Source organism: Neobacillus sp. FW104-15D2, from assembly GCF_058790155.1.
Genome location: NZ_JBYTCJ010000011.1, coordinates 94,780 through 113,356, shown reverse-complemented (window position 1 = coordinate 113,356; position 18,577 = coordinate 94,780). Strand labels below are relative to the sequence as shown.

At 39.1% G+C, this 18,577-nt stretch carries 21 protein-coding genes; 4 read left to right on the top strand and 17 right to left on the bottom strand.

The window, feature by feature from the left end:
- Positions 1-18: 18 nt before the first annotated feature.
- The 3 genes from AC3WR0_RS11075 to rnz all read right to left on the bottom strand — a co-directional run bounded on the left by AC3WR0_RS11075 (position 19) and on the right by rnz (position 1,932).
- On the bottom strand, positions 19-303 hold the full coding sequence (locus AC3WR0_RS11075; RefSeq protein WP_027323679.1) for a hypothetical protein: 285 nt from the start codon (positions 301-303) through the stop codon (positions 19-21).
- 141 nt (positions 304-444) lie between these two features.
- Positions 445-993, bottom strand: coding sequence for a histidine phosphatase family protein (locus AC3WR0_RS11070; protein ID WP_492552365.1), 549 nt, complete (start codon positions 991-993; stop codon positions 445-447).
- A gap of 15 nt (positions 994-1,008) precedes the next feature.
- Positions 1,009-1,932 (bottom strand): ribonuclease Z, encoded by a 924-nt coding sequence (gene rnz / locus AC3WR0_RS11065; protein WP_492552364.1) that lies wholly within the window; start codon positions 1,930-1,932, stop codon positions 1,009-1,011.
- A 215-nt stretch (positions 1,933-2,147) separates the two neighbouring features.
- Between rnz and zwf the strand changes: the two genes are divergently transcribed.
- Both zwf and AC3WR0_RS11055 read left to right on the top strand, forming a co-directional pair.
- Positions 2,148-3,650 carry a glucose-6-phosphate dehydrogenase gene (zwf, locus tag AC3WR0_RS11060; RefSeq protein ID WP_492552363.1) on the top strand — a complete coding sequence of 501 codons (1,503 nt, stop codon included), beginning with the start codon at positions 2,148-2,150 and terminating at the stop codon, positions 3,648-3,650.
- A 181-nt stretch (positions 3,651-3,831) separates the two neighbouring features.
- A complete protein-coding gene (locus AC3WR0_RS11055; RefSeq protein ID WP_492552362.1) occupies positions 3,832-4,230 on the top strand; it encodes a DoxX family protein in 399 nt (132 codons plus the stop codon).
- 131 nt (positions 4,231-4,361) lie between these two features.
- Here AC3WR0_RS11055 and AC3WR0_RS11050 read toward each other — a convergent pair whose 3' ends face one another.
- Positions 4,362-5,057 (bottom strand): HAD family hydrolase, encoded by a 696-nt coding sequence (locus AC3WR0_RS11050; protein ID WP_492552361.1) that lies wholly within the window; start codon positions 5,055-5,057, stop codon positions 4,362-4,364.
- A gap of 102 nt (positions 5,058-5,159) precedes the next feature.
- On the opposite strand from AC3WR0_RS11050, the gene AC3WR0_RS11045 reads away from it, so the two are divergent.
- Positions 5,160-5,492: a hypothetical protein gene (locus AC3WR0_RS11045; RefSeq protein WP_492552360.1), complete on the top strand. Its 333-nt coding sequence runs from the start codon at positions 5,160-5,162 to the stop codon at positions 5,490-5,492.
- A gap of 51 nt (positions 5,493-5,543) precedes the next feature.
- On the opposite strand, the gene gnd is transcribed toward AC3WR0_RS11045, so the two are convergent.
- The 8 genes from gnd to mce form a co-directional block, all read right to left on the bottom strand.
- Entirely contained in the window at positions 5,544-6,953 is a 1,410-nt protein-coding gene (gene gnd / locus AC3WR0_RS11040) for an NADP-dependent phosphogluconate dehydrogenase (protein WP_492552359.1), read from the bottom strand.
- Positions 6,954-7,023: 70 nt separating this feature from the next.
- On the bottom strand, positions 7,024-8,310 hold the full coding sequence (locus tag AC3WR0_RS11035; RefSeq protein WP_492552358.1) for a DNA polymerase IV: 1,287 nt from the start codon (positions 8,308-8,310) through the stop codon (positions 7,024-7,026).
- Positions 8,311-8,362: 52 nt separating this feature from the next.
- A complete protein-coding gene (locus AC3WR0_RS11030; protein WP_492552357.1) occupies positions 8,363-9,211 on the bottom strand; it encodes a P-loop NTPase family protein in 849 nt (282 codons plus the stop codon).
- Positions 9,212-9,291: 80 nt separating this feature from the next.
- Entirely contained in the window at positions 9,292-9,759 is a 468-nt protein-coding gene (locus AC3WR0_RS11025) for a chemotaxis protein CheW (RefSeq protein ID WP_492552356.1), read from the bottom strand.
- 182 nt (positions 9,760-9,941) lie between these two features.
- Positions 9,942-11,063, bottom strand: a complete 1,122-nt coding sequence (locus AC3WR0_RS11020) for a tripeptidase T (RefSeq protein ID WP_492552396.1) — start codon at positions 11,061-11,063, stop codon at positions 9,942-9,944.
- A gap of 325 nt (positions 11,064-11,388) precedes the next feature.
- Positions 11,389-11,847, bottom strand: a complete 459-nt coding sequence (locus AC3WR0_RS11015) for a hypothetical protein (protein WP_492552355.1) — start codon at positions 11,845-11,847, stop codon at positions 11,389-11,391.
- Between the two features lie 239 nt (positions 11,848-12,086).
- The gene (locus AC3WR0_RS11010) at positions 12,087-13,637 is read right to left on the bottom strand and encodes an acyl-CoA carboxylase subunit beta (RefSeq protein ID WP_492552354.1); all 1,551 of its coding nucleotides are present in this window, start codon (positions 13,635-13,637) and stop codon (positions 12,087-12,089) included.
- Positions 13,630-14,052: a methylmalonyl-CoA epimerase gene (gene mce / locus AC3WR0_RS11005; protein ID WP_492552353.1), complete on the bottom strand. Its 423-nt coding sequence runs from the start codon at positions 14,050-14,052 to the stop codon at positions 13,630-13,632. The genes AC3WR0_RS11010 and mce overlap by 8 nt, the downstream gene beginning before the upstream one ends.
- A 225-nt stretch (positions 14,053-14,277) precedes the next feature.
- On the opposite strand from mce, the gene prli42 reads away from it, so the two are divergent.
- Positions 14,278-14,373, top strand: a complete 96-nt coding sequence (prli42, locus tag AC3WR0_RS11000) for a stressosome-associated protein Prli42 (RefSeq protein WP_155900201.1) — start codon at positions 14,278-14,280, stop codon at positions 14,371-14,373.
- 107 nt (positions 14,374-14,480) lie between these two features.
- Here the strand turns inward: prli42 and AC3WR0_RS10995 are convergent, their stop codons facing one another.
- From AC3WR0_RS10995 to AC3WR0_RS10975, 5 genes are all read right to left on the bottom strand, one after another.
- A complete protein-coding gene (locus tag AC3WR0_RS10995; protein ID WP_492552352.1) occupies positions 14,481-14,999 on the bottom strand; it encodes a L,D-transpeptidase in 519 nt (172 codons plus the stop codon).
- Between the two features lie 52 nt (positions 15,000-15,051).
- Positions 15,052-16,017 (bottom strand): aromatic acid exporter family protein, encoded by a 966-nt coding sequence (locus AC3WR0_RS10990; protein WP_492552351.1) that lies wholly within the window; start codon positions 16,015-16,017, stop codon positions 15,052-15,054.
- Between the two features lie 178 nt (positions 16,018-16,195).
- On the bottom strand, positions 16,196-16,918 hold the full coding sequence (locus AC3WR0_RS10985; RefSeq protein ID WP_492552350.1) for an amino acid ABC transporter ATP-binding protein: 723 nt from the start codon (positions 16,916-16,918) through the stop codon (positions 16,196-16,198).
- Positions 16,911-17,570, bottom strand: coding sequence for an amino acid ABC transporter permease (locus tag AC3WR0_RS10980; RefSeq protein ID WP_492552349.1), 660 nt, complete (start codon positions 17,568-17,570; stop codon positions 16,911-16,913). Before AC3WR0_RS10980 ends, AC3WR0_RS10985 begins: the two co-directional genes overlap by 8 nt.
- 173 nt (positions 17,571-17,743) lie before the next feature.
- On the bottom strand, positions 17,744-18,535 hold the full coding sequence (locus AC3WR0_RS10975; RefSeq protein ID WP_492552348.1) for a transporter substrate-binding domain-containing protein: 792 nt from the start codon (positions 18,533-18,535) through the stop codon (positions 17,744-17,746).
- Positions 18,536-18,577: the final 42 nt, after the last annotated feature.

The window sequence follows — 18,577 nt, the reverse complement described above, 5'->3', positions numbered from 1 at the left end:
CTTCTTGGGGGACTTATATTAAATCTCATCTGCCGCCATTTCAAAATCAGCTTTATTTTTCAAATAACGCCCAAATCTTGCAAGTGAAATTGCAGTTAATGATAATGCTGCATTAAATATCACAGTGAATAGCATCATTTTTGTTAAACCGTATGTATAACCAAAGATACCGCCAATTAACGCACTAATGATCACAACAACAAGAAAATGAAGTTTCGGAAAAAAGAAACCAACTAACCCGCTGAACAACAGAACAACGGACCCCATGAACATTGTATAAATTAGGAGCATTACTAAATCCATCGCTTTCCCTCCCAAATAGATGTAAAACAGGCTGCATTCAACATATTCCCCATAATTTTGTAAGTTAATCCTCTTTTAAAGGAAAAACATGCCGAATTTTGCAATCTATTTGGTGATTCTGAAAACCTTCCATGGATACTTTTAAGTCAGCTCATCCCAAATTCGGTTCAGCACAGTCTGTTCTGAAGAAACTACTACTTCAAATACGTCTGGATTAGTCATTTCCATTAGCTGATCGAATCCAAAGCTGTCATTGAAATAACGAAGCAAAAGAACAGTCATATTCCCATGGCTTACGAGGACTATATGATGATCTTCTGATTCAAGGACTTCCTCAAGGATAGAAACTGCCCTTTTCATTCCATCCGCGTTGCACTCGCCCCCCTCAAAAATCATATCGAAATCATCAAAGCTTTGCTTTAGCCTTTCCTGCCAGTCTTCAAGCTGATAACCGCACAGGACGCGTTCAGAAAGGCGGGTGTCCTCAATGATTTTAACTCCCTTTTGGTTTGCTGTTGGGACAATTGTTTCCACTGCACGTTTAAAGGGGCTGGAGTATATTCTTTCCACCTTTTTATTTTTAAAAAAATCAACCAACTTTTCAGCCTGTTCCTTCCCAATCTCAGTTAAGGGTGCTGACGCTTCCTGACCTTCTGCCTTCGCATGTCTAACAAGGTAAACCGTTTTCAAAGGATGCCCTCCTCCTTATTTATATGGCAAATGAAATTCTTTAAAATCCTCTGCTATTTCTGTATTAAGGAAAATATCCCTGGCCTCATTTAATAACTCCTGGGATGATTGCTTGTCGTAGCGGGAGCTAATGTGAGTCAGACACAGCCTTTTTGCTCCTGCCTTAATAGCAGTTTCAGCGGCCTGGATATTCGTACTATGATAATATTCCCTAGCAAGCTTTGATTCATCTTTTGAAAATGTAGCTTCATGTACAAGGAAGTCAGCATCTCTTGATAATTCTACAGCATTGTGGCAAACTCTTGTGTCTCCGAGTATGGCTATTACCCTGCCTTTTTGTGCCGGTCCAACGAAGTCCTTTGGATTGATAATAGTTCCATCCTCTAATATTACTATTTCCCCTGCTTTAATTTTTTTATAAATAGGACCCGGTGAAACGCCTGCATGTGTTAGTTTGTCTGCGAGAAGTGTTCCTGGCTTGTCCTTTTCAACAACCCTATATCCATAGGAAGGAATTCCATGCTCCAGCAGTTTAGCCTCTACTTTAAATTGACTGTCTTCAAAAACGGTTCCCTCTTCTATCTCAACGACTTTAAGTGGGTATTTTAAGTATGTCTGACTTACATTAAGACTTATTCTAATGTATGATTCAATCCCTTTTGGCCCATATACAGTTACTTCAGTTTCTCCTCCCTGAAAGGACCGGCTCGATAAAAGCCCCGGAAGGCCGTATATGTGATCACCATGCAGATGGGTTATGAAGACTTTTTCAATTCTTCTAGGTTTAATTGATGTATGTAATATTTGATGCTGCGTTGCCTCTCCGCAATCAAAAAGCCAAACTGACCCACGTTCCTCCAATAATTTAAGAGCAATAGAGGTAACATTGCGAAGCTTCGCCGGCACTCCTGCTCCAGTTCCCAGAAAAAAGATATCCAATGAAACCACCCCAATCCTTTACCTTTCAAATGGCATTTATTTTACTATACCATAACCTTTTCAATGGATATGAATCGTTAATTTTGCAAACAACTACATTATTGCGTATTATTTGCGAAATCCTGTCGAAACAGATAAAATTTTGTATTTGTACAGGTATGAAAATAATAGTAACTACATAAAGATAATTAATTTTGAAAAGAGGTCTTTATAACGTGAATAAAAGCGGAAAACCAACTTCATTAATAATGATATTTGGAGCAACTGGCGACCTTGCCAAAAGGAAGCTGTTTCCTTCACTTTACAGATTGTTTGAAAAAGGCAGCCTTACAGATCAGTTTGCAGTCGTCGGCGTGGCCAGAAGGCCGCTGACCAATGATGAGTTTCAGGCTTCAGTTAAGGATTCGGTCTTATCTGCATTAGGTAAAGACGCCAATATCGATGAATTTGTATCTCATTTTTATTATCATTCCCATGATGTCACGGATTCAAGTTCATATGCTACTTTGAAAACTATGGCTGCAGGACTGGATGAAAAATACAATATTGGCGGAAATCGCATCTTCTATCTCGCAATGGCCCCAGAGTTCTTTGGAACAATTGCCTTACATTTAAAATCTGATGGCTTAACAGATGTAAAAGGTTTTAAACGGCTTGTTATCGAAAAGCCATTTGGGCATGACCTTGAATCTGCAAAGGAATTAAATGAGCAAATTCGTACTGCTTTTTCTGAGGAAGAAGTTTATCGTATCGACCATTATCTTGGAAAAGAAATGGTACGTAATATAGAAGTGATCCGTTTTGCAAATGCCATCTTTGAACCACTTTGGAATAACCGCTATATTTCAAACATCCAAATCACTTCCAGTGAGACACTTGGCGTCGAGGAGCGCGGCCGGTATTACGAAACAAGCGGTGCGCTAAGGGACATGGTTCAAAATCATATGATGCAAATGGTTGCCCTTCTTGCCATGGAACCTCCAATCCGTCTGACAGACGAGGAAATCCGTTCCGAAAAGGTAAAGGTTCTTCGTGCCTTAAGGATGCCTGAAGGTGAACAAATTAAGGATTACTTTGTGCGAGGCCAGTATGGCAAAGGTACAGTTAATGGTGAGGAATTGCCTGCATACCGTGAGGAACAGATGGTTAATCCTGAATCAAACACTGAAACCTATGTAGCGGCTAAGCTAATGATTGATAATTTCCGCTGGGCCGGAGTTCCTATTTATATTCGTACCGGAAAAAGATTGACAACTAAATCAACGAAAATTGTCATTCAATTTAAAGATATACCTATGAACTTGTACTATCAGACTGATAAAGAATTAAATCCAAATCTTCTGGTTATCCATATTCAACCAGACGAGGGCATAACCCTTCACCTTAATGCCAAAAAAGCAGGACAGCACTTGGATGCTACTGAGGTTAAATTAAGCTATGCCAACAGCGGTATTAACGGAATGAATACTCCCGAAGCATATGAAAAACTTTTGTATGATTGCATGCGCGGTGATGCAACCAACTTTACCCACTGGGATGAAGTAGCCCTTTCATGGAGCTTTGTAGACAATATTTCTGAGGTTTGGGAAAATACCAAGGAAGAAAGTTATCCGAACTATGAGGCGGGCTCAAAAGGGCCAAAAGCCGCAGATGAACTTCTTGAAAAAGATGGCTTCTTCTGGTGGCCAATTATGGAGCTTGATGTTGATAAATGTTAAAGAAAAGAATGCAGGACAGACAGGATTCTCAAAGAAATCTGTCTGTCCTGCGAATTTAGGTGCTACTACTCCCTTTCTGTTACCTGCAGAGGGGAATTTTTTTCCCTGCATAATGCTTATCTCTTCTCCTTTTGGAGATAGTGATAGAATAAGTTCTAATTTTACTGAAAGAAGGATTACAATGACTGATTTAGGTCTTCTAATTATACGGTTGGTGATCGGTATTACTTTTTTGGGGCATGGAGCGCAAAAACTATTTGGCTGGTTTGGCGGACCAGGCCTGTCTGACTTTGGAAACTGGCTAGGATCTATTGGAATTAAGTCCGGCGGTAAGACTTTTGCTATTCTTGCAGGTCTTTTTGAATTTGTGGGTGGTCTGCTATTTGCTGCTGGATTGATGACATGGCTAGGTGCCGCCCTTATTGCAATAGTAATGATTGATGCTATTTTTACAGTACACGGCAAAAACGGCTATTGGGCTGATAAGGGAGGATTTGAATATAATCTCGTGCTTATAGCAGCTGTTATAGGAGTTGCTTTAATAGGGCCTGGAGATTATGTTCTTATCTACAGACCTTAAAAACTTCCATTTTTAGGGGTGCATTTAATATGAATATTTGCACCTCTCACAAGGGGAACACAACCGAGTTTTGATCACAGGGCCATTCATTCTTCCAACTGAGTTTTTCTTTTGAGACCCAAGTTATAACTCTATAAATAAAGGAGAATTTCCTTCAAATATTTTATCTCCGCTATCGGTTTATCCTCGGTACTTGCCTTCCTATTCCTATGGTTAAACCAAAAAGAGTTCCAACCAGCTTTAACTGGCCCTGACACATCATTTATCCAGGAATCCCCTACGTAGAGTAATTGGTGTGGTTGATAATTTAGTCTTTTTGCTGCTTCAATAAATATCTCAGGTTCAGGCTTTGCTTTTCCAATTTCATCTGAAACAAGGATTAATTCATTTGGAAAAAAATCTGTAAGACGAAGTTTATTTATTTTATTCCACTGATGCTTTATTGGACCATTTGTAATCAATCCCAGAGTGTACCCTTTCCTTTTTAAAGTATTTAATAGTTCAGGTACTTCAGGAAACAGCTCGAGCTGCTTGAGCCGTTCTTCGTATTGAGCCTGAAACCGTTCTCCATCCTCGACCTTTATTACTATTCCTAAGCTTTTTAACGCTTGAATTATCCTCTTTATTCTCATTTCTCCTAAAGATAACCTATTTTCACTGTACGATTCCCAAAGCTCGTCACTTGCCTCCCTGAATTTCTTGTAAGCTTCCTCAATAATAATAGATTTATTAATTTCAGGAAACACATCTTTTAATGCCTGATTAAAGGGCTTTAGATGATCATGCAAGGTATCATCCAAATCAAAAAATATGGCTTTAATCTTCACTTTTACTTACCCCCATCATTATATAATCCTAATTACGCGCCAAAAAACCCTCTTAAATTATCAAATTTATGGTAAAATTTCCATAAAAGGGGATGAGGTAATTTGAAGAAGGCAATTATTATTTTATTTGTTCTATCTATAGAGTCATTGCTCACATATTTAGTATCCGATAAGCTTTCTGTTCGTTTTATTGAGATTATGTTTTTTTCTGGTATTGTATTTTCTCTAATAACTTTTTGGTTTTCAAGCAGTGGCGGTGCTATAACAAGATACATTGATACACACACCAGTGCAGAGACTGGTCTTATCCAAAACTATCAGCCGCTTAAGTTTAACCGAGGGCCATTTTTTAATGCTTCCGTTATTTTTACGATAATCGGTCTTGTTTTCTTCATTCTGCTTTTAGCTGGAATTATTCCGCCAGAAACCAAATAGAATGTCCATATTAAAGTGTGCCCTTTTTATCAAAGAGCACACTTTTTAGTTTTATTCCATCCAATTTGAATGGAATATACCTTCTTTATCCGTCCGCTGGTAGGTATGGGCTCCGAAATAATCCCTCTGTGCCTGCAGAAGATTTGCCGGCAGTACCGCAGTCCTATAGCTGTCATAATATGCAAGGGCCGCAGAGAAACAGGGAACCGGAATACCATTCTGGACAGCAGAACCAATAATTTCCCTGAGAGCGCTTTGGTATTCCTCTGCAATGTCCTTAAAGTAAGGATCAAGAAGGAGGTTTTTTAAGCCTGGATCTCTATCATAGGCATCCTTGATTTTTTGAAGGAACTGAGCACGGATAATACAGCCGCCACGGAAAATCATTGCTATTTCACCATACTGCAGATCCCAGCCATATTCCTCGGATGCCGACCTCATTTGGGCAAATCCCTGTGCATATGAGCAAATTTTACTAAAGTAAAGAGCTTTACGCACTGATTCTACAAATGTTTTTTTATCCCCGCTAAAGCCCCCGGCTTGTGGACCGTTCAGGATTTTACTGGCGTGAACCCGCTCTTCCTTCATGGCTGATATAAAACGAGCAAAAACAGACTCTGTAATAATCGGCAGTGGTACTCCCAGATCAAGAGCACTTTGGCTTGTCCATTTACCAGTTCCTTTTTGTCCAGCAGTATCAAGAATCATATCCACCAGTGGTTTCCCAGTTTCTTCATCTATTTTAGTAAAAATATCAGCAGTAATTTCAATAAGATAGCTGTCAAGTTCTCCCTTGTTCCATTCAGAGAACACAGAGTGAAGCTCGCTGGCGTTAAGTCCAAGCACGTTTTTCAATAAAAAATATGCTTCTGAAATCAGCTGCATATCACCATACTCAATACCGTTATGCACCATTTTCACATAATGGCCGGCTCCATCCGGTCCGATATAGGTTGTACATGGTTCATCATCTACCTTTGCCGCGATGTCCTTAAAAATTGGCGCTACTAAATCATAGGCTTCCCTTTGGCCCCCTGGCATGATAGAAGGTCCATGAAGAGCACCCTCTTCTCCACCGGATACTCCAGTGCCTATAAAGTGGAATCCAAGCTCGCTCAATTCCTTGTTTCGCCTTTGTGTATCTACAAAAAATGTATTCCCTCCATCAATTAAAATATCTCCCTTATTTAGGTGAGGCTTTAATTGTTCAATTGTAGCATCCGTTGCTGCCCCGGCTTTTACCATTAATAGAATTTTTCGGGGGGACTCAAGTGAATTAACAAACTCCTCAATCGAATATGTAGGAAAAATTTGTTTTGCTTCCGATTCTTTCATCATTTCGTCTGTTTTTTCACGCGAACGATTATAAACCGATACTGTATAACCTCTGCTTTCAATATTGAAAGCAAGATTTTTCCCCATTACTGCTAAACCGACAACACCAATTTGCTGTTTTGTCATTCTTCAACATCCTTTCGATTTGGAAGTTCTGACTGGTTAAATATTTAAGAAGATATTATTAAAGCCTGTTTTATTCATTTTCTTTATTTTCTCCGTTTTTCTGTGGAAAAGAACGGAGAAAGTCTTTATTAAAGCTTGTTTCTGTTCCAATGCTTCCTGAAGAGTCCTTGCTGTGCGATCCGGCACTTTCTATGATATTCTTCCCATATTTTTCCCGAAGTATCGAAACTGTTTTCAATAATGGTTCTTTTTTTGCCTCCTTCTCAAATGAGAAAATATCAAGCTGCTTAACTGCATGGTCATAATCGATTAAGTCACTGCCAGTAATTCCGAGAAGTCGAATTGGGTTTCCATTCCAGTTTTTCAGGAACATTTGTTTAGCCATAGCTGAAATCTCGTGCTCCTTGCTGACCGGGTTAGTGAGCTTTTTACTTCGAGTAATGGTTTTTCTGTCCTTGTACCTTATTGTAATACCCAGACTTGAGGCTACTACATTTTTTCTTTTTAAACGTACCGATACCTTCTCTGCAAGCATGTCCATAACCTTGAATAATTCCTTTTGATTCGTTTCATCTTTCGGCAGAGTTGTAGAATTTCCAATGCTTTTAAAATCACTGACAGACTCTGGATCGACCGGACGTGAATCAATTCCATTGGCCCTATCCTTTAATCGAACTCCGTTAATTCCAAGCAATGCTTTCAGCTGAATTTCATTTCCTTTAGCTAAATCACCAATTGTTTGAATACCAACTGTTTTTAGTTTTTCAGCTGTCTTGGAACCCACTCCGTGCATTTCCCCAGAAGGAAGCGGCCAAAGAACAGAAGGGACATCTCGTTTTCTAAGTACTGTTATACCCATAGGTTTTTTCATGTCCGATGCCATTTTTGCCAAAAACTTATTGGGTGCAATCCCTATGCTGCAGGGCAGATCCAGCTGTTCTTTAACTCTGTCTTGAATGGAACGAGCAATTTCCAATGGACTTCCGAATTCATAACTATCGGTTATATCAAGGTATCCTTCATCAATGGAAACGGGCTCAACCAGTTCTGTGTATTGTCTTAAAATCTCGAACATGCCAAGTGAAGCTGATCTGTACCGTTCAAAATTTGGTTTTTTTACAATCAATTGCGGACACAATTTTTTTGCTTCCCACAGGGGCATAGTAGTCTTTACCCCAAATTTCCGTGCTTCATAGCTGCAAGTAACAATTATTCCCCTGCGTTCTTCGACATTTCCGGCAATTGCAAGAGGCTTACCCTTCAGTGTTGGGTCATAAGCCATCTCCACTGAAGCATAAAAACTATTCATATCCACATGTAATATAACCCGCCCGTTTTTCGGATACATCTCTTTCATAAAGTGGCACTTCCTTGGCTCAAGCTACCTTTCATTTTAGCAAAACTTCATATCAGGATAAAGTAAACGGAGTATTCAAAGCTTCGCTAAGGATTCCAGATAATTGCTCTTTGTGATTTTCTTGATTAAATAGTGAGCTATCTAGTTTCACTTTTTTAATATTCAATCCTTCAAAGATTTGCTTTTCAAGTTCATTCCTTTTCTTTAAAACTGTCAAGGTCCCCTCAAGACCATAGACACCGTTTTTTTGTCCGTATCCCTGGCTGGTATAATAATGGTTAAAGCCTTCATACCACTCGGAGGGCCTTTCCTGAATCGCCTTTTTAAAAGACCTTTCTATATCCTTCTGATCGACATATATCAATAAGGGATTTAGCGGTTCTATTATGGATGCTAATTCCTCAACATAATTCAAAACTCTCTCATTTGCTTCTCCATACTTCACCATCCCCATAGTCACAGGATTTTGGATAAAACAGCATTCAAAAATATAGGTTTTATCCTCTATCAGAGCTTTTGCCACAAAGTCCTGCCACTTTTGTGTAATTAGTCGGACATGCTGTTTGAATGGAAGTTCATAGATATCCTTCCTCAATGAGTACTCCGTTAGTTCCTCGGGAAATAATTTAGACTCCATCATTTTTTTATAATGAACAATCCAGCCATCGCCGTTTTCCAGACAATAATCCTGCAAATCGGAAAGCCCTTTGTCTAGAAGGATTCCGTATTCCTCATGAGTTAAAAAAGCAGTACCTTCGTAGTCCGCTGGATGATTAAGATTTCCCTCTAAAAATAATTCCGCTTGTAACCCCTTTTCTTTAACAATATCGTTTACAATCTTTGCCGTTGTTGATTTACCTGATCCTGGCAGTCCTTCGATAAGGATTAATTTTCCAGCCACACGCATTCCTCCTATTTCTATTTACTTTTTTATTCTACAAGATTAGCAAATTAACCTTTTGAATTAGAAAAAGCCGCCTTCTATTGGCGGCTTTTTATATACTCTTTTACTTGATTTACGCCTTCGACGGAATCTGCAAGAAGAGCTGGATTCAAGAGAGCAATTAGACGATGGTTGAGATTTGCTATCCCAGTTAAATACGCTGTTTTAGGAGATGTTAAAAAGCTTACCTGTTTAAGCTTATCAGACGGGATATCAAGAATTTCTTTTGCTTCCCCTACAAGAGCACCATATGAAAATTCACCAGCCTGCAATACAATTAATCGGCTTGATTCATTAAGGGAAAGCGGACGGTTATAAAGAATGTCTTCTAAGTCAAGTATGGGTATAAGTTCATTCCTAACCTCGACAATTCCTTTTACGTAAGAGGGCAAGTGAGGAATTGGAGTTACATCCTCCAGCTTTTCAATTGATATAACATTTTCGATTGGCAGTGCATATTCCTCATTTGCGATTTGAAAAACTACCGCTTTTGTCGTTTCGTTCATGTCAAAAGTTCCCTTCCTTTTTGCCAGCGGGCTTTTTTGCATTATGTATTACTATTAATATAGCATGACTTATTTAACAGAAGAAGAAAAATATGCAAAGATTGGAAGGTGCTTAAACGCTCGGAGATTAGATAAAAAAAGAAGAACCCTCATTAGGCTCTCCTTTCAGTCGATCTTATTTCTTATTGATTAGCTACTTCCTCAATGATCGCTAAGACCATTTCTCCAAGCTTGTATAATTCTTCAAGAGGCATACGCTCATTTGTTGTGTGGATTTCTTCATAACCAACAGCAAGGTTAACGGTTGGAATGTCAAAGCCGGCAATTACATTGGCATCACTGCCGCCACCGCTCTTTTGAAGCTCACAGCTACGCCCAATTTTTGCCGCTGCTTTACGTGCTACTTCAACGACATGGTCGCCTTCACCGTATTTGAATCCAGGATACATAACCTGTACACTCACTTCTGCTCTTCCGCCCATTTCCTTAGCAGCAGATTCAAAAGCTTCTTTCATTTTAGCTACTTGTACTTCCATTTTTTCAGGAACTAGTGACCTTGCTTCAGATAGGATGTCAACACGGTCGCAAACGATATTTGTTTGCTGTCCGCCTTCGAAGCGGCCAATATTCGCCGTTGTTTCTTCGTCAATCCGGCCAAGAGGCATTCTCGCAATAGCCTTGGAAGCGATTGTAATAGCAGAAATCCCTTTCTCTGGAGCCACACCTGCATGAGCAGTTTTACCATAAATAACAGCTGATACCTTAGCCTGTGTAGGTGCTGCAACAACCACATTCCCTACAAGGCCATCACTGTCAAGAGCATAGCCATACTTCGCCGTCATTAAATTGCGATCTAATGCTTTTGCCCCAACAAGACCAGATTCTTCACCAACAGTAATAACAAACTGGATAGTTCCATGCGGAATATTTTGTTCTTTTAGCACTCGAATTGTTTCAAGCATTACTGAAAGGCCTGTTTTATCATCAGCACCCAAAATAGTAGTTCCATCTGTTACTACATATCCATCCTTGATAGAAGGCTTTACTCCTCTTGCTGGAACTACTGTGTCCATATGGGAAGTAAAATAAATCGTATCTACGCCCTCTTTTGTACCCTTGAGCGTACAAACCAGGTTTCCTGCGCCATGACCTGTAACAGCTGTAGTATCATCTTCAAATACATCAACACCAAGGTCAGTAAATTTTTGTTTCAGCACTTTTGCTATTTCTGTTTCATATTTTGTTTCTGAATCGATTTGGACTAACTCCAAAAATTCATTTAAAAGACGTTCCTGGTTAATCATTCTCATGATCCCTCCGTTATGTACATGTACTCGCTTTTTCAGTATACCCCTACAATAATTCTTCATCAAATGAAAGAATCGAAAATATTGGATAAAACCTTTCTTAAAAAAGTGAATTCTTTTAAAAATGCTTTGTAAAGCTGAATGTTGATCTTCACTTAAGTCCACTCCCTTTCCGGGGACAAACCACCGAACCCGTTCCTCACTGCGAGGTATCGGCTGGCTCGTTTTTCCACAGGAGTATCGTGAATTTTCAGCTCATAAAAAAATGGAGCTAAAACTAATATATATAAAGAAAACTTTTGACAGAAATTCAGACAAAAAGTTAGTGATTGGTGCGTCTTCTCATTTTAAACAAATAAATAATACTAAATAATAAAATGATTACAATAAAATAAAATGATAATTTTTTTACTATATATTGCTTATGGTCAATTTCGTCGCTACCAGAATATTTGCCATCATATTTTGCTTTAATAAATGATTCTCTGCTTTCTTTAATGGCGATTGCTTCTTTTGCAGTTACACCTTTGATTTCGTAATACTCAGTACCTTTTGGAAACTGATTTGAAAAATTGCCGCTATAAGTACCTTCTATGTCAGAATACTTAGTTACCTCACCGATTTTCATACCAATTTGCTTAGGTTCAATATGAGACTCTGAAATAATATAAAGATTACCATCGTAGACAACAAAGGCATATGCCCATTTTGCATAGGTTGTACTTATAAGAAAAGCAGAACCGATTAGAAAAATGAAAAATAGACTTATTATCTTCCTCAATTACACCCCCCCTTTGTAGAATTAGACGATTTAATTCCGTTATGGTTGCAAATGAAATTGACAATAGTTTTGGCATTCATTTTGACCTTAAAATTGACGATTAATATCTTCTATTTATAATTTCTAATCTAATTAAATATTCCCTGACAATTTTCATTTCAAATCTAAAGGAAACTTAATATACCAATAAAAAAGGCGTTCCAAAACTGTTGCCAGTTTGTACGCCTTTTTTTCTAGCTTTATAATGGCATATTAGAATGCTTTTTCCCAGGCCTAGTTTCCTTTTTATTACGGAGCATTTCAAGAGCCTGAATAATTTTAATCCGTGTTTCCCGCGGGTCAATGACGTCATCGACCATGCCTCTGCTCGCCGCAACATAAGGATTGGCAAATTTCTCACGGTATTCTTCAATTTTTTGCTGCCTGACCGCTTCAGGATTTTCACTATTTTGAATTTCCCTTGCAAAGATAATATTTGCTGCTCCCTGTGGTCCCATTACGGCTATTTCGGCGTTCGGCCAGGCAAATACAAGGTCCGCTCCAATCGATTTACTGTTAAGAGCCACATAGGCACCGCCGTAAGCTTTTCGTAAAATAACGGTCAGTTTTGGTACTGTTGCTTCGGAGTAGGCAAACAGGATCTTGGCACCGTGGCGAATGATTCCACCGTGTTCTTGTTTAACCCCAGGAAAAAAACCTGTAACATCTTCAAAAGTGATGAGCGGGATATTAAAGGAATCACAAAAACGTATGAATCTGGAGGCTTTATCAGAGGAATCGATATCGAGTCCTCCTGCCATAAACTTAGGCTGGTTGCAAATAAGGCCCACAGTCTCTCCTTTAATTTTAGCAAATCCCACAACAATGTTTTTCGCAAAATCTTTATGTATTTCCATAAATGAGTCTCGATCCGCTACCTGCTCAATTACCTTGCGTACGTCATAAGGCCTGATAGCATCAAATGGAATAATATCCGTTAAATCCGGACGATAATCATCCTCCTCCGGTACTTCCAATCTACCGGGCTTTTCTTCATTATTTTGAGGAAGATAGCTTAGCAGCTTTCTTACATTTCCCAGAACTTCTTCCTCTGTCGTCCCGCTGAAATGTGCATTGCCGCTGATCGAGTTATGGACTTTAGCGCCTCCGAGGTCTTCAGCCGAAATTTTCTCTCCTGTTACAGTTTCAATAACCTTTGGCCCTGTGATAAACATCTGGCTTGTGTTCTCCACCATAAAAACAAAATCGGTAATTGCCGGGGAATAAACTGCTCCGCCTGCGCAAGGTCCCATAATGACGGATATTTGAGGAATAACTCCCGAATAAATAGAATTCCGATAAAAAATTTGCCCATATCCATCCAGTGATACTACACCTTCCTGGATTCGAGCACCTCCGGAATCATTCAAACCAACAAAAGGTGCTCCATTTTTGGCGGCCAGGTCCATAACATTGGCAATTTTTTTTGCATGCATTTCACCAAGAGCTCCGCCAAAAACGGTAAAATCCTGTGAGAATAAATAAATCGGACGGCCATTCACCTTTCCGTACCCTGTTACAACTCCATCCCCTGGCCCCTTTTGGTCTTCCAGTCCAAAATCGGTGCTCCGATGCTCAATAAATGGATTTAGTTCGATAAAGCTCCCTTTATCCACCAATAGTTCAATCCGTTCCCTTGCGGTCAGCTTTCCTTTTTGATGCTGTTTTTCAATTCGCTCATCGCCGCCGCCCATTTCTACCTCACGGCGTCTATCGTACAATTCGTTAATTTTTTCGTATATATCAACCATGCTGTCTCTCCAACCCCTTCTTTTCACAAAGCTCGTATAAAATTCCTTCTGTGGATTTAGGATGCATAAACGCCACCAGCGCACCGCCAGCTCCTGTCTTTGGCTCCTCATTAATCATTCTGATACCTTTTTCCTTGATTTCTCTAATTCTCTCTTCGATTGAATCCACCCCCAGGGCGACATGATGGATTCCTTCTCCCCGCTTTTCAATATACTTTGCAATAGCACTTTCCTCATTTAATGGTTCAAGAAGCTCGAGCTTTGTTTCACCAGCTTTTAAAAAAGCAACTCTAACTTTCTCGCTTACTACTTCTTCTATCCCTAACAAGGGGAGTTGTAACACTTCCGTATAAAAAGGAAGGGTTTTATCCAGTGACTTTACGGCAATTCCAATATGATCGACTTTTTTTATCATTTTAATCCCCTCTTTTTTATCAGGCATGAACAATCTTTTGTCTAACTTTTAAGCGTTTACAATTATTTTAATATAAATTCTGATTTGAGGAAAATATTAAACAAATCTATATTCGTGAAAAATGTCATAAATCCTTCCTAAATTATGAGGAAGGGACATTGTCCGAAAGAGAAATTCAAGTTACAATAGGAATAAACATTTCGCCTTCACAAGGAGGAGAGTTCATTGAGAAATCGGAAATCCAGAAAAATCGTTGTGTACCTAATGCTATTTGCCATGCTTGCTTCCACCCTCCTGCTAGGGATCGCACAGTTCTTTTAATAAAAAAACAACTCCAGTTGTGACTTTTACAATGCTGGTTACTTACCTTAGAAAAATTCTATAATAAAAGCCAAAACAAGGGACTGTCCGGTAATGGACAGTCCCTTTTATTGAATGGCGTTATATTCTTTTGCCAGTGTATTAAAAGATTTCTTCGATGAAAGCACAAGAACCTTAGTCCCAAGAGGAATTAATGGATAGAGCGACTTGATGACTTCGTTCTGCGTTCTTATGCAGCCCTTTGAAACATATCTTCCGATCGTTTCAGGCTGATTGGTTCCATGGATTCCATATGAACGGCCATCCGTTCCTTTAGCATCAAAACCAATCCACCGAGCTCCGAGCGGATTAGCAGGACTGCCACCTGGGATATTCTTCTTTCGGTAATATGGATCTTTTGCTTTTACTGTAATTGTAAACATCCCTTCAGGTGTCAGTTTCATCGTCTTGCCCGTGCCTATACTGACAACCGTTTGAACCCGATTATCTTCTACAAAAGCCATTTCATTGGTTTTTTTATTAACAATTAAAAAAGGATCCCCTGGAACAGGATTAGGGCCAAGCGGCCAAAGGGGAGAAAGAAAAATAGAAAGTAGAATTGGGGAAAGCATTTTCAGAATTAGCATCTCTGTCACCTGCTTTTTTCCCGTTAGTGTGCTTCTATCTTACTCTTTTCATTCACTTTCCTGCTGTTTTTAATCCTTTAAAAGAGCTTTTTATAATAAGATAATCTTTTATTTCATTTATTAACTGAAAAAGTGCTGCTCTTGTTTCAAATTCTTCCCTTGTTTTTGGAAGTTCCATTTCCTCAAATTCAGCCTTCATCCTCATAAGTTTTTCAATATATAAGACTGCGGTGTTTCCGGGATGTACATTCTCTGAAAGCTCCTCCAAAAATTCTGCTATCATCTTTCCCTGTTCAACCTGAAGGTCCAGGGAGGTTACTAAAGGAAGGACCCTTTCAATAATTTCAAACTGTTTTTCCCGCATTTTAAAATATTGATAATAGATATTTTCATTGGTTAACAGCTGGTTTTCATTATGGCGGGATGAAGTAATTTTACCCTCTTCTAGTATTTCGGCCGTTTCGGTAATCTCACGTCCATCCCAGTCGCTTTCCCCATTTCGAAGAAATAGCGCCATTTCGGATAATATTTTTTGAAAGTTATCCTCTGCCTTTCTCCTAAGTTCGTCCATCCTCTTTTCAACACTCGGCATATACAAATTCATGAATAAAGCAACGCCTATCCCTGTCACAATAACCCCAAATTCATTTAGGAATAGACCAGCCGTCACATGTCCGGCAGAATATATATGAAGTATAATAACGCTGCTGGTCACAACACCATCTTTTGCTTTTAATAAAACAATAGTAGGGATGAAAAAAAGGAGCAAGACCCCTATCATAACAGGATGATAGGCTACTCCTTCAAAAAAAATAGCCGAAAAAGGCATAGCAAGCATACAGGCTAGAAACCGGTCCCATGCAGTCCTAATTGATCGCATTTTCGTAACCTGAATGCATAAAATTGTAAGAATTCCTGCCGATACGAAATTATGAAGACCAAGTTTTTGGGCAATGATTATTGAAATGGCTGTCCCTGCAGCTGTTTTTAATGTCCGGTAACCAATTCTAAATTTCACTTATTCATCTCCTGCCCAACTTCTAATCTCTTATAAAAGAAAAAGATGACCCGAGGATCACCTTTTTCCGTGAAAAAATTATAACCTTGAATTATTGTTTATGTCCAGTTGCTGAGTCTAACAACTATTTGTTGTTTCCGTTCTTTTTTAATTTGAAGTTCAGCTTTCCATTACCTAATCATAGCATTTTCTGAAGGAAGTCCTGAGCACGCTGGCTTTTTGGATTTGCAAAAAACTCTATAGGGGGCGCATCTTCCACAAGCTGGCCACCATCAAGGAATAGTACTCTGTCTGCCACCTCACGGGCAAACCCCATTTCATGAGTTACGATAGCCATGGTCATTCCAGTATGAGCCAATGATTTCATAACGTCCAAAACCTCTTTTACCATTTCAGGGTCAAGAGCAGAAGTTGGCTCGTCAAAAAGCATGACAGTTGGCTGCATTGCGAGTGCCCTTGCAATTGCCACACGCTGTTTCTGGCCTCCTGATAAACGGGTTGGATACTCTTTCGCTTTATCTGATAGCCCTACTCTGTCTAGCAGGTCCATACCTACTTTTTCTGCTTCTTGCTTTGATAAACCTTTTACCTTAATAGGTGCATACGTCAGATTTTCCATTACGGTTTTGTGAGGAAACAAATGAAAATGCTGAAAAACCATCCCGACATTCTGCCTTATTTTCATTATATTTGTTTTTTTATTGGTTACTTCATGATCACTAATCCAAATATGTCCGCTTGTAGGAGTTTCAAGGAGATTTAAACAGCGTAAAAAGGTTGATTTCCCTGAACCCGAAGGACCAATAATCGCTACAACTTCTCCTTCTTTAATGGATGTTGTAATTCCTTTTAAGACCTCAAGCTTGCCAAAATTCTTATGCAAATCATCCACTTTAATCACTGCGTCTCATTCTCCTTTCAAGCGCTTTGCCAAGAAGTGTAAGAACCATAACCATGATGTAGTAAATCAAGCCTGCAATAATTAATGGCTCAAAGAAAGAAAAATTATCTGCCCCAGCCTGGTAAGAACGGCGCATAACATCTGTTACACCAATAGTAGTAACGATTGCTGATTCTTTTGTTAAAGTAATAAATTCATTCATTAAGGCAGGCAAAATATTTTTTAAGGCCTGCGGCATAATGATATCCCACATCATTTTTCCATAGGGAACTCCAAGTGCCATAGCCGCTTCTTTTTGCCCTTTATCCACTGCTAATATACCGGCACGGATAATCTCTGATATATATGCAGCTGAATTCATCGCGAACGATAAAATGGCAGCTGTATACGGTTCAATTTGGTAGCCGACAATTTGTGGTGAACCATAGTAAATAAGCATCAATTGAAGCACGAGCGGCGTACCTCTAAATACAGAAGTATAGGCATCTGCCAGCCAGCCCAACACTTTAAACGTACTAATTTTGAAATAAGTTAAAATAATACCGAGCGCAAAGCCTAAAATACCTGCCAATATAACAATTTGCAGTGTTACCTTTATACCCTTCAATATATAGGGGATTGAGGGTATAAATTGTCCAAAGTCCAGATTCATTCGAGTGATCCACCCCTCCATATAAACTAGCCAATACATAAAGAAAGCTCGGCGTTGGCAAGGCCGCAGCTTTTTTGTTTTTCAGATTTTTGCAAATAAATTCTGATTAGATAAAAACGTTCAGAAAGCCAATGCCCTCTGAACGTTCACCTCATTTTTCTGCGGAATTAATGTTATTGTTCCCCGCCAAACCATTTTACAACAAGCTTGTCAAGCTCACCATTATCTTGCATTTTCTTAAGTTCTTTATTAAATTTCACTGTCAGATTACTGTCTTTAGGGAAAGCAATTGCAGATCCCTGTTCTTCTGAACCCTCGTCCAATGTGAAACCAGTTAGTTCTGTTTCCTTTTTCATATATCCTTTTGCTACGATATCTTCAATTATTGCTGCATCGAAACGGCCAGCTTTCATTTCCTGGATTAGATCCGGGATACGATTACGATTTTCAATTTTAATTGCGACAGTTTTATTGATATCCTTTGCTTTTGTTTCCTGAATTGAGCCAAGCTGTACGCCGACAGTTTTTCCTTTCAGGTCCTCAAGCTTCTCTATACCGCTGCCTTTTTTAGTAACGAGCATTTGGTTTGCCTTATAATAAATGTCACTGAAATCCACGTTTTTCTTTCTTTTTTCAGTCGGAGTCATACCTGCAAGTACAAAATCAACCTGCTTGGATTTCAACGCCTGAATAAGTCCACTGAAATCAATGTCTTTAATTTCAACCTTATAACCAAGCTTACCGGCAAGGGCTTTTGCAAGGTCAACGTCAAAACCTTTAATTTCATCATCTTTGCCAGTCTCAATATATTCGAATGGCTTATAGTCTGCAGATGTACCCATAATCAATACTTTATTATCCTTTTTGTCCCCGGCTGCCCCATCCTTTTTATCGGATGTACCGCATGCTGCCAAAATTCCAACAAGCAGGATAGTTGTTAAAAATAATACAAATCCCTTTTTCATATACTTTCCCCCTATAATATTTCTGAAGATTAATACTATTGC

Coding starts and splice junctions, on each gene's coding strand:
- AC3WR0_RS11025 (WP_492552356.1), bottom strand. CDS start 9,759: ATGAACGAAACGACAAAAGCGGTAGTTTTTCAAATCGCAAATGAGGAA.
- AC3WR0_RS10980 (WP_492552349.1), bottom strand. CDS start 17,570: ATGAATCTGGACTTTGGACAATTTATACCCTCAATCCCCTATATATTG.
- gnd (WP_492552359.1), bottom strand. CDS start 6,953: ATGACAAAACAGCAAATTGGTGTTGTCGGTTTAGCAGTAATGGGGAAA.
- AC3WR0_RS10995 (WP_492552352.1), bottom strand. CDS start 14,999: ATGCTAATTCTGAAAATGCTTTCCCCAATTCTACTTTCTATTTTTCTT.
- AC3WR0_RS11035 (WP_492552358.1), bottom strand. CDS start 8,310: ATGAAAGAGATGTATCCGAAAAACGGGCGGGTTATATTACATGTGGAT.
- AC3WR0_RS11010 (WP_492552354.1), bottom strand. CDS start 13,637: ATGGTTGATATATACGAAAAAATTAACGAATTGTACGATAGACGCCGT.
- mce (WP_492552353.1), bottom strand. CDS start 14,052: ATGATAAAAAAAGTCGATCATATTGGAATTGCCGTAAAGTCACTGGAT.
- AC3WR0_RS11020 (WP_492552396.1), bottom strand. CDS start 11,063: ATGATTAACCAGGAACGTCTTTTAAATGAATTTTTGGAGTTAGTCCAA.
- AC3WR0_RS11075 (WP_027323679.1), bottom strand. CDS start 303: ATGGATTTAGTAATGCTCCTAATTTATACAATGTTCATGGGGTCCGTT.
- AC3WR0_RS10975 (WP_492552348.1), bottom strand. CDS start 18,535: ATGAAAAAGGGATTTGTATTATTTTTAACAACTATCCTGCTTGTTGGA.
- AC3WR0_RS11055 (WP_492552362.1), top strand. CDS start 3,832: ATGACTGATTTAGGTCTTCTAATTATACGGTTGGTGATCGGTATTACT.